At 72.5% G+C, this 12902-nt stretch carries 12 protein-coding genes; 11 read left to right on the plus strand and 1 reads right to left on the minus strand.

What is annotated here, in order from left to right; all coding sequences use genetic code 11:
• The first annotated feature begins 43 nt into the window (after positions 1–43).
• The 6 genes from atpA to AB0N76_RS09280 all read left to right on the plus strand — a co-directional run bounded on the left by atpA (position 44) and on the right by AB0N76_RS09280 (position 5921).
• A complete protein-coding gene (gene atpA / locus AB0N76_RS09255; RefSeq protein ID WP_363554841.1) occupies positions 44–1618 on the plus strand; it encodes a F0F1 ATP synthase subunit alpha in 1575 nt (524 codons plus the stop codon).
• A 32-nt stretch (positions 1619–1650) separates the two neighbouring features.
• Complete coding sequence (locus AB0N76_RS09260) at positions 1651–2565, plus strand: F0F1 ATP synthase subunit gamma (protein WP_363554843.1); 915 nt, start codon at positions 1651–1653, stop codon at positions 2563–2565.
• A gap of 2 nt (positions 2566–2567) precedes the next feature.
• Entirely contained in the window at positions 2568–4013 is a 1446-nt protein-coding gene (gene atpD, locus AB0N76_RS09265) for a F0F1 ATP synthase subunit beta (RefSeq protein ID WP_363554845.1), read from the plus strand.
• A 186-nt stretch (positions 4014–4199) separates the two neighbouring features.
• Positions 4200–4583 (plus strand): F0F1 ATP synthase subunit epsilon, encoded by a 384-nt coding sequence (locus tag AB0N76_RS09270; protein WP_045694825.1) that lies wholly within the window; start codon positions 4200–4202, stop codon positions 4581–4583.
• Positions 4584–4733: 150 nt separating this feature from the next.
• Positions 4734–5234, plus strand: coding sequence for a DUF2550 domain-containing protein (locus tag AB0N76_RS09275; RefSeq protein ID WP_363554847.1), 501 nt, complete (start codon positions 4734–4736; stop codon positions 5232–5234).
• A gap of 114 nt (positions 5235–5348) precedes the next feature.
• Positions 5349–5921 carry a cob(I)yrinic acid a,c-diamide adenosyltransferase gene (locus AB0N76_RS09280; protein WP_363554849.1) on the plus strand — a complete coding sequence of 191 codons (573 nt, stop codon included), beginning with the start codon at positions 5349–5351 and terminating at the stop codon, positions 5919–5921.
• Between the two features lies 1 nt (position 5922).
• Here AB0N76_RS09280 and AB0N76_RS09285 read toward each other — a convergent pair whose 3' ends face one another.
• Positions 5923–6474, minus strand: coding sequence for a hypothetical protein (locus tag AB0N76_RS09285; RefSeq protein ID WP_363554851.1), 552 nt, complete (start codon positions 6472–6474; stop codon positions 5923–5925).
• 163 nt (positions 6475–6637) lie between these two features.
• Here AB0N76_RS09285 and AB0N76_RS09290 point away from each other — a divergent pair, with 163 nt between their 5' ends.
• From AB0N76_RS09290 to AB0N76_RS09310, 5 genes are all read left to right on the plus strand, one after another.
• Positions 6638–7849 (plus strand): histidine kinase, encoded by a 1212-nt coding sequence (locus AB0N76_RS09290; RefSeq protein WP_363554853.1) that lies wholly within the window; start codon positions 6638–6640, stop codon positions 7847–7849.
• Entirely contained in the window at positions 7846–8496 is a 651-nt protein-coding gene (locus AB0N76_RS09295; RefSeq protein ID WP_363554855.1) for a response regulator transcription factor, read from the plus strand. Before AB0N76_RS09290 ends, AB0N76_RS09295 begins: the two co-directional genes overlap by 4 nt.
• A gap of 218 nt (positions 8497–8714) precedes the next feature.
• Entirely contained in the window at positions 8715–9584 is an 870-nt protein-coding gene (locus tag AB0N76_RS09300; RefSeq protein ID WP_363554857.1) for a 3-hydroxyacyl-CoA dehydrogenase family protein, read from the plus strand.
• A gap of 430 nt (positions 9585–10014) precedes the next feature.
• Positions 10015–10347: an STAS domain-containing protein gene (locus AB0N76_RS09305; protein ID WP_363554859.1), complete on the plus strand. Its 333-nt coding sequence runs from the start codon at positions 10015–10017 to the stop codon at positions 10345–10347.
• Between the two features lie 146 nt (positions 10348–10493).
• Positions 10494–12902: an ATP-binding protein gene (locus AB0N76_RS09310; RefSeq protein ID WP_363554861.1), complete on the plus strand. Its 2409-nt coding sequence runs from the start codon at positions 10494–10496 to the stop codon at positions 12900–12902.

Below are 12902 nucleotides of genomic sequence, written 5' to 3' on the forward strand. Positions count from 1 at the left end.
ATGGCGGGCCGAGGATCGCAAACTAGGAGAGCAGGGAAGCCTGATGGCGGAGCTTACGATCCGTCCGGAGGAGATCCGGGACGCGCTGGCCGACTTTGTCCAGTCGTACCAGCCGGACGCCGCCTCTGTGGAAGAGGTCGGCACGGTCACTGACGCGGCGGACGGCATCGCGCATGTCGAGGGTCTGCCCTCGGTCATGGCCAACGAGCTGCTGAAGTTCGAGGACGGCACGCTCGGCCTCGCGCTGAACCTCGACACCCGCGAGATCGGTGTCGTCATCCTCGGTGAGTTCGGCGGCATCGAGGAGGGTCAGACGGTGCGCCGCACCGGCGAGGTCCTCTCGGTTCCGGTCGGCGACGGCTACCTCGGCCGCGTCGTGGACCCGCTGGGCAACGCGATCGACGGTCTGGGCGACATCGCCTCCACCGGCCGTCGCGCCCTGGAGCTGCAGGCCCCCGGCGTCATGGTCCGCAAGTCGGTCCACGAGCCGATGCAGACCGGCATCAAGGCCATCGACGCGATGACCCCGATCGGCCGCGGCCAGCGTCAGCTGATCATCGGCGACCGCCAGACCGGCAAGACCGCGGTGGCGATCGACACGATCATCAACCAGCGCGACAACTGGCGCTCGGGCGACCCGAAGAAGCAGGTCCGCTGCATCTACGTCGCCGTGGGTCAGAAGGGCTCCACCATCGCGTCCGTCCGCGGCGCCCTGGAGGAGGCCGGCGCGCTGGAGTACACCACCATCGTGGCCGCTCCCGCCTCCGACCCGGCCGGCTTCAAGTACCTCGCCCCGTACACCGGTTCGGCCATCGGCCAGGAGTGGATGTACGACGGCAAGCACGTCCTCATCATCTTCGACGACCTGTCGAAGCAGGCCGAGGCGTACCGCTCCGTGTCGCTGCTGCTCCGTCGTCCGCCGGGCCGCGAGGCCTACCCGGGTGACGTCTTCTACCTGCACTCCCGCCTGCTGGAGCGCTGCGCGAAGCTCTCCGACGAGCTGGGCGCGGGCTCGATGACCGGTCTGCCGATCATCGAGACCAAGGCCAACGACGTCTCGGCGTACATCCCGACCAACGTCATCTCGATCACCGACGGCCAGTGCTTCCTGGAGTCCGACCTGTTCAACGCCGGCATCCGCCCGGCCGTGAACGTCGGTATCTCGGTCTCCCGCGTCGGTGGCTCGGCCCAGATCAAGGCCATGAAGTCGGTCGCCGGTCGTCTGCGCCTGGACCTCGCCCAGTACCGTGAGCTGGAGGCCTTCGCGGGCTTCGGTTCCGACCTGGACGCGGCCTCCAAGGCCCAGCTGGAGCGCGGTGCGCGCATGGTCGAGCTGCTGAAGCAGGGCCAGTACCAGCCGTTCCCGGTCGAGGAGCAGGTCGTCTCCATCTGGGCCGGCACCACCGGCAAGCTGGACGACGTCCCGGTCGCCGAGATCCGCCGCTTCGAGCGCGAGTTCCTGGACCACCTGCGCCTGCAGCACAAGAACCTGCTGGCCGGCATCGTCGAGACCTCCAAGCTGGAGGACGGCACCATCGACGCGCTGACCACCGCGATCGAGGCCTTCAAGCAGGGCTACACCACGGCTGACGGCAAGCTGCTCTCCGAGCAGGCCTGAGTCCGGTAGCGAGGGAAAGGACGTAACGACCCATGGGAGCACAGCTTCGGGTCTACAAGCGCCGGATCCGCTCTGTCACCGCGACGAAGAAGATCACCAAGGCGATGGAGATGATCTCCGCGGCGCGCATCGGTAAGGCGCAGCGCGCGGTGGCCGCCTCCACTCCGTACGCCGACGAGCTCACCCGGGCGGTGACGGCGGTGGCCACCCGGTCCAACGCCAAGCACCCGCTCACCAGCGAGAACCCGGCCGCCACGCGCGCCGCGGTGCTGCTGATCACGGCGGACCGCGGTCTGGCGGGCGGCTACTCGTCCAACGCCATCAAGGCCTCGCTGGTGCTCACCGAGCGCCTGCGCGCCGAGGGCAAGGACGTGGTGACGTACGCCGTCGGCCGCAAGGGTGTCTCGTACTACGGCTTCCGTGACCTCGCGGTCGCGGAGTCGTGGACGGGCTTCTCGGACAAGCCGACCTACGGCGACGCCAAGGCCGTCTCGGCGGCGCTGATCGAGGCCTTCACGGCCGAGACCGGCGGCGTGGACGAGGTCCACGTGATCTCGACCCGCTTCGAGTCGATGCTGACCCAGACCGCCGTCGAGGCGCGGCTGCTGCCGCTGAAGCTCGACGAGGTCCAGCTCAGCGACGAGTCGTCGGCCAAGACCGAGATCTTCCCGCTCTACGACTTCGAGCCGTCGGCGGAGGGCGTCCTCGACGCGCTCCTGCCGCGGTACGTGGAGAGCCGGATCTACAACGCGCTGCTGCAGTCGGCCGCTTCCGAGCACGCCGCCCGCCGCCGCGCGATGAAGAGCGCGACGGACAACGCCGGCGAGCTCATCAAGTCGCTCACGCGGCTTGCCAACTCGGCCCGTCAGGCCGAGATCACCCAGGAAATCAGCGAGATCGTCGGTGGCGCCAACGCGCTTGCTGACGCGAGCCGCGGGAGCGAATGAGAATGACCACCACTGTTGAGCCGACCACGGCGACGGGCCGCGTCGCGCGGGTCATCGGCCCGGTCGTCGACGTGGAGTTCCCCGTCGACGCGATTCCGGACATGTTCAACGCCCTGCACGTCGAGGTGGACAACCCCGACGGCACGGGCAAGAAGACCCTGACCCTCGAGGTCGCCCAGCACCTCGGCGACGGCCTGGTCCGCGGCATCTCGATGCAGCCGACCGACGGCCTGGTCCGCGGCGCGCAGGTCTCCGACACCGGTACCGCCATCTCGGTGCCGGTCGGCCAGATCACCAAGGGCAAGGTGTTCAACGCCCTCGGTGAGGTGCTGAACGTCGACAAGGCGGAGTTCGAGTCCCAGGTCGAGGTCCGCTGGCCGATCCACCGCAAGGCGCCGGACTTCAAGGACCTCGAGTCCAAGACCGAGATGTTCGAGACCGGCATCAAGGTCATCGACCTGCTCACCCCGTACGTCACCGGTGGCAAGATCGGTCTGTTCGGTGGTGCCGGTGTCGGCAAGACCGTTCTGATCCAGGAGATGATCTACCGCGTCGCCGAGAACTTCGGTGGTGTGTCGGTCTTCGCCGGCGTCGGCGAGCGTACCCGTGAGGGCAACGACCTCATCCACGAGATGGTCGACTCGGGCGTTCTGGACAAGACCGCGCTGGTCTTCGGCCAGATGGACGAGCCGCCGGGCACCCGTCTGCGGGTCGCGCTCTCCGCGCTGACCATGGCGGAGTACTTCCGTGACGTCGAGAAGCAGGACGTGCTCCTCTTCATCGACAACATCTTCCGGTTCACCCAGGCCGGTTCCGAGGTGTCGACCCTGCTCGGCCGCATGCCCTCCGCGGTGGGCTACCAGCCGAACCTGGCCGACGAGATGGGCCTCCTGCAGGAGCGCATCACCTCGACCCGCGGTCACTCGATCACCTCGATGCAGGCGATCTACGTCCCCGCGGACGACCTGACCGACCCGGCCCCGGCCACCACCTTCGCCCACCTGGACGCGACGACCGTTCTGTCGCGCCCGATCTCGGAGAAGGGCATCTACCCGGCCGTCGACCCGCTGGACTCCACGTCCCGCATCCTCGACCCGCGGTACATCGCGCAGACCCACTACGACACGGCCGTCCGTATCAAGGGGATCCTGCAGAAGTACAAGGACCTCCAGGACATCATCGCCATCCTCGGTATGGACGAGCTGTCGGAGGAGGACAAGATCACGGTCCACCGTGCCCGTCGCATCGAGCGCTTCCTCTCGCAGAACACCTACGTGGCGAAGCAGTTCACCGGTGTCGAGGGTTCGACCGTGCCGCTGTCCGAGACCATCGAGGCCTTCAACTCGATCGCGGACGGCAAGTACGACTCCGTTCCGGAGCAGGCCTTCTTCATGTGCGGTGGCATCGAGGACCTCGAGCGCAACGCCGCCGAGCTGGCGAAGAAGTAATCGCGGCCGGTAGCAGCCGAGCGTGACCGCGAGGGGTGGGCCCCAGCCCTGGGACCCACCCCTCGCGTCGCACCGGCTGTGATTCCGGTCAAATCCGTGCCGCCGGTTTCATGCCGGGGGCGCGGGCCCGTTATTCTTACCGAAACTCCCGAGTAATCGGGCGTTGCATGAGCCTAGGAGCCCACGTTGGCTGAGCTGCACGTCGAGCTGGTCGCAGCCGACCGCAAGGTGTGGTCCGGTGCGGCCACCATCGTCGTCGCCCGTACGGCCTCCGGCGACACCGGCATCATGCCGGGTCACACCCCGGTGCTGAGCGTGCTGGAGACCGGTCCGGTCACCATCCGCACCACGGACGGCGGCACCGTGATCGCCGCGGTGCACGGCGGCTTCATCTCCTTCGCCGACAACAAGCTTTCTCTGCTCGCGGAGATCGCCGAGCTGGCGGACGAGATCGACGTCGCGCGCGCCGAGCGCGCTCTGGAGCAGGCCAAGTCGGACCTGGACGCGCACGCCGAGCGTCGCGCCGAGGTGCGGCTGTTCGCGGCGCGCGGCCTCAAGGCCCACGCCTGAGTGCACCCGACCCCGCCTGCGCGGGGTCGACCGACGGTCCCGGGGACGCGCGAGCGTGACCCCGGGACTGTCGTCTCAGTTGGTAGGTCAACGCGGTCGGGCCTGATACGACCGAAACGGGGAACGCGGGTAGCGAGGAGGTAGGTGAGCATGGTCCTCGCCCTTGTGGTGTGTGCGGCGGTCGTGGCGCTCGGTGTGATCGGGCTGGTCGCGTTCGCGGTACGGCGCCGGGTGATCCAGCGGGTCGGCGGCACGTTCGACTGCAGTTACCGGCTCAAAATGCCCGCCGACGCCTCGACGCAGCCCGACCTCGACGAGAACGGCAAACCCACCTCGGCCCCGGTCCCCCAGACCGACGGCAAGGGGTGGGTTTTTGGTATCGGTCGGTACAGCGGTGACTCCATCGAGTGGTTCCGGGTCTTCTCCTACGCGCCGCGGCCGCGCAAGGTGCTGCCGCGCCGGGAGATCGAGGTCCTCGGCCGGCGCTACCCGGAGGGGCAGGAGGAGCTGGCCCTGCTCTCCGGCTCGGTGGTGCTGCGCTGCCTGCACAACGGCGCGCCGCTGGAGCTGGCGATGAGCGAGGACGCGCTCACCGGCTTCCTCGCCTGGCTGGAGGCCGCCCCGCCCGGGCAGAGGGTCAACGTCGCGTAGCGACGAGAGCCTCGGATGGGGGTCCCCCCGGCCGGAGGCTGGGGGAGGGTCAACGTCGCATAGCGGGGTCGACGGGGGTTAACGCGGCCTAACCGGTCCGGTTAGTCTGGCCGCATGGTCAATCTGACGCGCATCTACACCCGTACCGGCGACGACGGCACCACCGCGCTGGGCGACATGAGCCGCACGACCAAGACCGACCCGCGCCTGGTCGCGTACGCGGACGCCAACGAGGCGAACGCCGCGATCGGCGTGGCGATCGCGGCCGGCGCGCTGCCCGAGGACGTGGTCACCGTGCTGACCCGGGTGCAGAACGACCTCTTCGACGTCGGCGCCGATCTGGCCACCCCGGTGGTGGAGGACCCGAAGTACCCGCCGCTGCGGGTCCTGCAGTCCTACATCGACAAGCTGGAGGCGGACTGCGACCACTACCTGGAGTCGCTGGAGAAGCTCCGCAGCTTCATCCTGCCCGGCGGCACCCCCGGCGCCGCCCACCTGCACCTGGCCTGCACGGTGGTGCGGCGGGCCGAGCGGGCCACCTGGGCGGCGATCGACGAGCACGGCGAGAGCGTCAACCCGCTGACCGCCAAGTACCTCAACCGGCTGTCGGACCTGCTGTTCATCCTGGCCCGCGCGGCCAACAAGGAGCGCGGCGACGTGCTCTGGGTGCCGGGCGAGAACCGCTGAGTCAGCCCTTCCCCGTGACGTCGGCCGGGGGCTGCTTCGGCCAGAGGGAGTAGCAGCCCGCGACGATGGTGTTGATCACCGCCGCCAGGCCCAGCTTCCAGTACCACTGGTCGAACACCTCGGTGCCGGGGGCGTCGGTGAACACCTTCAGCGCGGTGATCAGGGTGATCGTGATCGCCGCCGAGGTCACCGTGCGCCGGCAGACCTGCCACTCGTAGCGGGTCCGCTCGCGGCCGTACTTCGGCGCGGGCTGCGGCTTCGGCCCGCCGGCGAAGCGGTGCAGGAAGCGGGCGTCGGCCCAGCGGACCACGGAGGGGCCGTAGCCGACCGAGAAGCCGAGGTAGCTCGCGGCGAGCGCGTGCGTCCAGGAGGCGGTGGCGCCGCCGCGCAGGTCGAACAGGGTGAGCAGGAAAAGCACCAGGTCGAGCACGGGCAGTCCGACCAGCAGGACGGTGCTCGCCGTGCGCCAGCGCAGCAGGTACCGGGCGGCCAGGCCGAGCCCGAGCACCACCCAGAAGGCAACCTCGGCGGCGGCGATGAAGGTGACGATCATGGGGGACCCCCGGTCCGGGTTGTGCGGTGGTTCCTCCAGGCTCTCCCGCGCGGCCTCGCGCGCGCGTCGTCCGCGGAGCCGAACGCGTGCTGCACCTTTCGATGTACCGGGGCTCCTCCCCGGACCGGAGCCGGGCGGCCGACCGGGATGATCTGATGGGGTCGTGCGCAGACCCAACCTCAGCCCGCGGCAGGTCGACGGCGCGATCGCCGTCTTCGGCCTGCTCGGCGGACTGCTGCTGATGGCCTTCCGGGTGTACGACCACTCCTCCGCCGTCCCGCGCTGGCAGGTGCTCCCGGCGCTGTTCGCGATGGCCGCGCTGGAGCTGGTCCGGCGGACCCGGCCGATCCTGATCGCGACGCTCGGCGGGCTGGTCTTCGCGGGGAGCATCTTCACCGGCGCGCTGCTGGCGACCACCATGATGTACACCGACCTGCTCTACGCGGCGGTGGTCTACGGCAAGCGCCGGATGTCGCCGATCCTGCACGTCACCGGCACCGCCTCGGTGATCGTGCTGACCACCCTGACCTTCGTCTACAGCGATTCGGCGACCGCCGTCGCGGTGGTCGTGGTGACCACCCTGATCTTCCTCGGCCCGCTGTGGACCGGCGACATCGTGCGCAAGCACCGGGAGGCGGCGGAGACCGAGCGGCTGCGGGCCGAACAGACCGCGCTGCTCTCGGAGATGGACCGGCGCGAGGCGGTGGTCGCCGAACGGTCCCGGATGGCGCGCGAGTTGCACGACGTGGTGGCCAACCACCTGTCGGCGATCGCGATCCACGCGACCGGCGCGCAGTCGCTGGCCCGGCGTCAGGGGCGCTCGACCGAGGACCCGGTGCTGGAGGTGCTCGGCGTGATCCGGGAGAACAGCGTCCAGGGATTGGCCGAAATGCGCCGCATCATCGGGCTGCTGCGCGACAGTGGCGGTGGCGAGGCCGACGAGTCCTACGCCGCGCCCGACCTCGCGGCGGTGGACGCGCTGCTCGCCAAGGCGCGGGCCGCCGGGCGGGGCGTCGGGCTGGACTTCGAGCTGGCCGAGCGGGGCGAGCGCGGCGAACTGCCGGTGCCGGTGGAGCTGGCCGCGTACCGGATCGTGCAGGAGTCGCTGACCAACGCGCTCAAGCACGCCGGTCCGGGCGGGGTGCGGGTGCTGCTGGAGTTCCGTCCGGAGGAGCTGCGGATCACGGTGGACAGCCCGTTCCGGCGCGGCGCGGGGCAGTCGCTGCCGGGCGCCCGGGCCGGGCTGGTGGGCATGGCGGAGCGCGCCTCGCTGCTGGGCGGCAGCTTCACGGCCGGCCCGGAGGGCGAGTGCTGGAGCGTCCGCGCGGTGCTGCCGCGCGAGCTGGTGACGGAGGAAGGGGCGGGACGGGCATGACGATCCGGGTGCTGGTCGCGGAGGACCAGGCGGCGGTCCGGGCGGCGCTGGTGATGATCCTGCGGGCCGAGCCGGACCTGGAGGTGGTCGGGCAGGCCGCGGACGGCGAGGAGGCCGTCCGGCTGGCGCTGGAGCTGCGGCCGGACGTGGTCCTGATGGACGTGCAGATGCCGCGGCTGGACGGGGTCTCGGCGACCCGCGAGGTGGTGGCGGCGGGCGCCGGCCAGGTGCTCGTGCTGACCACCTTCGACCTGGACGAGTACGTCTACGGCGCGCTGCGGGCCGGCGCGGCCGGGTTCCTGCTGAAGGACCTGGAGGCGGACACCCTGGTCGAGGGGATCCGCACGGTGGCCCGCGGGGACGGCATGCTGGCGCCCTCGGTGACCCGGCGGCTGATCGGCACCTTCGCCCGTCCGGAGCGGCCGGTGGGGTCGGAGGCCAAGGCGGCGCTGGCGGAACTGACCCCGCGCGAACGGGAGGTGCTCGCCTGCATCGGCGCCGGGATGTCGAACGGTGAGATCGCCGGCCGGCTGGAGATGGCGGAGGCGACCACCAAGACGCACGTCAGCCGGATCCTGGCGAAGCTGCGGCTGCGCAGCCGGGTGCAGGCGGCGATCCTCGCCCAGGACCTGGGGTTGATGATCTGAGACCCGGGGCTGATGATCCGACCGATCCCACTGATCTGATCAGCTGACCTTCTCACCTGCTCAGGTCGGTCGCAGATCACACTCCCGGACGCCACCACGAGCACCGTTTGGGCACTAAAGTCCGGCCCATGAGTGATGCGGCTCGGTGGGTGACCCCTGCCTTGAGCCGCCTTCAGGGCCCGCCCACCCGGGCGACGACGGCGTCGGGAGACCAAGCCATGAGCAGTGCGTCCAGCAAGCAGATCGCCGTGATCGGTGCCGGCCTGATGGGCGCCGGTATCGCCCAGGTCTCCGCCCAGGCCGGGCACCCCGTGGTCCTGCGCGACGTCACCGAGGAGGCGCTGCGGCGCGGCCTCGACGGCATCCGCGCCTCGTACGACAAGTTCGTCGCCAAGGGGCGGATGACCGCCGAGGACGCCGCCGCGGCGCTCGCCCGGATCACCACCACCACCGACCTGGGCGCGGTCGCCGAGGCCGACCTGGTGGTCGAGGCGGTGTTCGAGCGGCTGGACGTCAAGGAGGGCGTCTTCAAGGAGCTCGACAAGCTCGCCAAGGACGGCGCGGTGCTCGCCTCCAACACCTCCGCCATCCCGATCACCCGGATCGCCGCCGCCACCGCGCGCCCCGAGTCGGTCGTCGGCGTGCACTTCTTCTCGCCGGTGCCGCTGATGAAGCTGGTCGAGCTGGTCCGCGGCTACAAGACCAGCGACGAGACGCTGGCCGCCGCCCGGGCCTTCGCCGAGGGCGTCGGCAAGGAGGTCGTGGTGGTCAACCGCGACGTGGCCGGCTTCGTCACCACCCGCCTGATCACCGCGCTGGTCGTCGAGGCCGCCAAGCTCTACGAGTCGGGCGTCGCCACCGCCGAGGACATCGACACCGCCTGCCGGCTCGGCTTCGGCCACCCGATGGGCCCGCTGGAGACCGCCGACCTGACCGGCGTGGACATCCTGCTGCACGCCGCGCGGAACATCTACGAGGAGACCCAGGACGAGAAGTTCGCCGCCCCGGAGATCATGGCGCGCATGGTCACCGCGGGCGACCTGGGCCGCAAGAGCGGCCGCGGCTTCTACCCGTACCCGGGCAAGTGACCGGACGCGGCTGAACGGGCGGGCCGCGCGGTCCAGGGACCGCGCGGCCCGTGCTGCCGGGGCTGGTGAGTTTCCTCACGCCGGGTGCCGCAGACGGGTGATTTGGGCGGTAATCGAGCGTAGGTATGGACGGTTCCTGCGTATATTCCCTCGGACGAGTGAAGTTGCTTCAGATCTGGCCGGAACCAGCAACCCAGGGCGCTGGATCGCCGTCAGATGAGGGGGAACCCGGCATTCCGGCCGGGGCCGGGCGTGGGGCCGCAGGCCCGCCCGCATCGACACGACATCGATCGCGACGATCACCTCGATCACCGACACCCGACGATCACCGACATCCGAGCCCGGTCCACCGGGATCGCCGACCGACACCGACACCCCGTCCCGGGAACCCCCGTACCCGGACGCGCCCGACCCCGCGGAGGAGGAGAGCATGCGCATCACCGGCGACCACACGGCGCTGGCCCTCGAAGGCCGCCTCGACGTGCGCACCGCCGCCGACGCGCGGGCCCGGCTGCACCAGGCCGTCGACGGCGGCCTCGGCGACCTCGTGATCGACCTCGCCCGGCTGGAGTTCTGGGACGCCACCGGTCTCGGCGTGATCATGGGCACCCACCGCCGGGCCGGCCGGATCGGCCGCCGACTGGTGCTCCGCTCCGTCCCGGCCCAGCTCCAGCGCCTCCTGGTGGCCACCCGGCTGCACCGGATCCTCGCCGTCGAGGGCGTGGCCGCCGAGCCGCGCGGCGCCACCCTGCCGGCCCTCTGACCCCGGCCCCCGCCGCCCGCGGGAAACGGTCCGCGCAGCCCGCTGCGCGCCCGGGCACGGATGTGCGAGAGTCTGGCGTCAGGAGGCGGGCCGGGGAGAGCGGCCGCCACCCGAGTCGACGGCGCTAGCGCGGGGCGGAGCAGAACGTGGGACAGCCAACCGGTGACTTCCGGCCGGAGTCCGTACGCATCCGGAGCGGTGAACTGGTCTCCGGCGGACTGCTGGTGACGGTCGGCGCCCCCGAGGGCTCCGAGGTGCGCCCCTGCCCCGAGGAGTGGCGCCCGCGCCCCCGCCGGACCGAGCGCAGCCTGCCCGCCCGCGGCCCGGCCGGCGGCGCCGGCCGCCAGGTCGGCCCGCTCGCCCTCGGTGCCGGCCCCGCCGACCTGCCGCTGCTCGACCGCGAGGCCGACGTCGCCCAGCTGCTCGCCCTGCTCGCCGAGGGCCGCTCGGTCCGCCTGGTCGGCCAGGCCGGCTCCGGCCGCAGCGCCCTGCTGTCGGCCGTCGCCGAGGCGGCCGGCGACCTCGCCCCCGGCGGCGTCGTCCAGCTCTGCGGCCACCGCCGCACCGCCGCCGACCTGCTCCAGGACCTCTTCGCCGCGACCCACCACGCTCCCGGCTTCCGCCCCGACCCCGGGCAGCTCGCCGAGCACCTCGCCCGGGTCCACGCGGTCGTCGTCATCGACGAGGCCGAGCCGGTCGGCCCCGAGCTCGAACAGCTGCTCGCCACCGCCCCGGACTGCGCCTTCCTGATCTCGGTCGCCCCCGACAGCCCGATGCTGACGCCGGACTCCCGGCTCCGGGACCACCTGGTCGCCGGCCTCTCCCGGCCCGCCTGCCTGGCGCTCGCCGCGCGGCTCGCCGGGCGGGCCCTGGACGCCGCCGAGAAGGCCTGGGCGGTGGACCTCTGGTTCGAGTCCGAGGGGCTGCCGCTGCGGTTCGTCCAGGCGGCCGCGCTGCTGCGGCAGCGGGACGTCGCGGTGGACGCGCTGGTCGCCGCCGAGGAGGACCGGATGGACGTCTTCGGAGCCGTCCGGGAGCCCGTCCACGACCCCGACCCGGCGGTCCGCGAGGCCGCCCTGCGCGCCACCGTGCCGCTGCCCTCGGTCGCCGAGTCCACCCTGCCCGCCGTCCGGCTCGCCGCGGGGCTCGGGGAGACCGCGCAGGCCGTGCTGCGGCTCGCCGTGGCGCTCGGCGGCGAGTGCCCCACCGCCCCGCACCTGCCCGCGCTGATCGACGTCGGCCACGGCGAGAGCGCGCTCGCCGAACTCGCCGACGCCGGGCTCGCCGTCTCCATCGGCGGCCACCACCGGCTGACCGCCGGGGCGCTGGAACTGCTCGCCCCGCACTGGCCGGCCCGCGACAGCGTCGACGGCGCCGCCCAGCACTTCGCCTGGTGGGTCGGGCACTCCTCGGTCTCGCTGCCGCAGATCGCCGCCGAGGCCGAGGTGGTGGTCGGCGTCCTGCTCGCCGACCGGGCCGCCGGGCGGCACGACGCGGTGCTGCGGCTCGCCCGGGCGGCGGCGCCGGCCCTGGCCCTGGCGCTGCGCTGGGGGGCCTGGGAACGGGCCCTGCAGCTCGGCCTGGAGGCCGCCCGGCGGACCGGCGCGCGGGCCGACGAGGCCTGGTTCCGCCACGAGCTGGGCGTCCACGCCATCTGCGTCCACGAACCCGGGCGGGCCGTCGCCGAGTTGGAGGCGGCGCTGGCGCTGCGGGCCGCCCTCGGCGAGCCGCGCGGGGCGGCCGGCGCGCGCCGGATGCTCGACCTGCTGCGGGCCGAGGGCCGGCAGCTGGCGCCCGCCGCGGCCGGTGGTCCGGCGGCGGCCCGGCGGCCCGTCATCCGGGCCATCGCCCGGGTGCCGCTGCGGTTCAAGGCCACCGCCGGCGACGGGCCGGGCCGCGCCCGGCGCACCGTGATCGCCGCCTCGGCGGCCGTCCTCGCGCTCGGCGTGCTCGGCACCGCGGTCGGGATGGCCGTCGGCGGCGAGGAGAAGGGCACCGACCCGCACAGCAGCAGCGACGACGCCACCACGCTGCCCGAGGCGGGCGGCTCGCCGCGGGCCGTCAGTCCGCGGCCGACGGCCACCGGCTCCGCCTCGCCCGCCGCGGTGCCGTCCGGGGAGGCCGCCGGGTCGCCGGCCGTGCCCGCCACGCCGTCGGCGCCGTCCGGGTCGTCCGGGTCGTCCGGGTCGTCGGCGCCGTCGGGGCCCGAGGAGCCGGCGGACGAGCCCGCTCCGAGCGGCACCGCCAAGGCCTCGCGGACGCCGTCGGCCTCGGCGTCGAAGCGGCCGAGCCGCTCGCCCGGCCCGGGGGAGAGCGGTACCGGCGCGCCCGCGCCGCCGCCGGCCCCGACTCAGCCACCGCCGCCCCCGCCGAACACCGGGGGAGGGGGCGGTCAGACCCCGCCGGCCACCGAGCCCTCCCCGGTGCCGCCGCCACCGCCACCGTCGTCCGCCCCGGCCACGCCCACGGCCCCGGACCCGGCGACGACGACGCCGTCGGACCCGGGGAGTCCGACGGCGTCCGCGACGTCTCCGTCGCCGAGTGGCACTGGCTGA

This window comes from Kitasatospora sp. NPDC093806 (genome assembly GCF_040683335.1).
Taxonomy (GTDB): Bacteria; Actinomycetota; Actinomycetes; order Streptomycetales; family Streptomycetaceae; genus Kitasatospora.

Bases quoted from the DNA above. Each gene is read 5' to 3' on its own strand.
- atpA (WP_363554841.1), top strand. From the start codon at position 44: ATGGCGGAGCTTACGATCCGTCCGGAGGAGATCCGGGACGCGCTGGCC.
- AB0N76_RS09260 (WP_363554843.1), top strand. From the start codon at position 1,651: ATGGGAGCACAGCTTCGGGTCTACAAGCGCCGGATCCGCTCTGTCACC.
- atpD (WP_363554845.1), top strand. From the start codon at position 2,568: ATGACCACCACTGTTGAGCCGACCACGGCGACGGGCCGCGTCGCGCGG.
- AB0N76_RS09275 (WP_363554847.1), top strand. From the start codon at position 4,734: ATGGTCCTCGCCCTTGTGGTGTGTGCGGCGGTCGTGGCGCTCGGTGTG.
- AB0N76_RS09280 (WP_363554849.1), top strand. From the start codon at position 5,349: ATGGTCAATCTGACGCGCATCTACACCCGTACCGGCGACGACGGCACC.
- AB0N76_RS09285 (WP_363554851.1), bottom strand. From the start codon at position 6,474: ATGATCGTCACCTTCATCGCCGCCGCCGAGGTTGCCTTCTGGGTGGTG.
- AB0N76_RS09295 (WP_363554855.1), top strand. From the start codon at position 7,846: ATGACGATCCGGGTGCTGGTCGCGGAGGACCAGGCGGCGGTCCGGGCG.
- AB0N76_RS09300 (WP_363554857.1), top strand. From the start codon at position 8,715: ATGAGCAGTGCGTCCAGCAAGCAGATCGCCGTGATCGGTGCCGGCCTG.
- AB0N76_RS09305 (WP_363554859.1), top strand. From the start codon at position 10,015: ATGCGCATCACCGGCGACCACACGGCGCTGGCCCTCGAAGGCCGCCTC.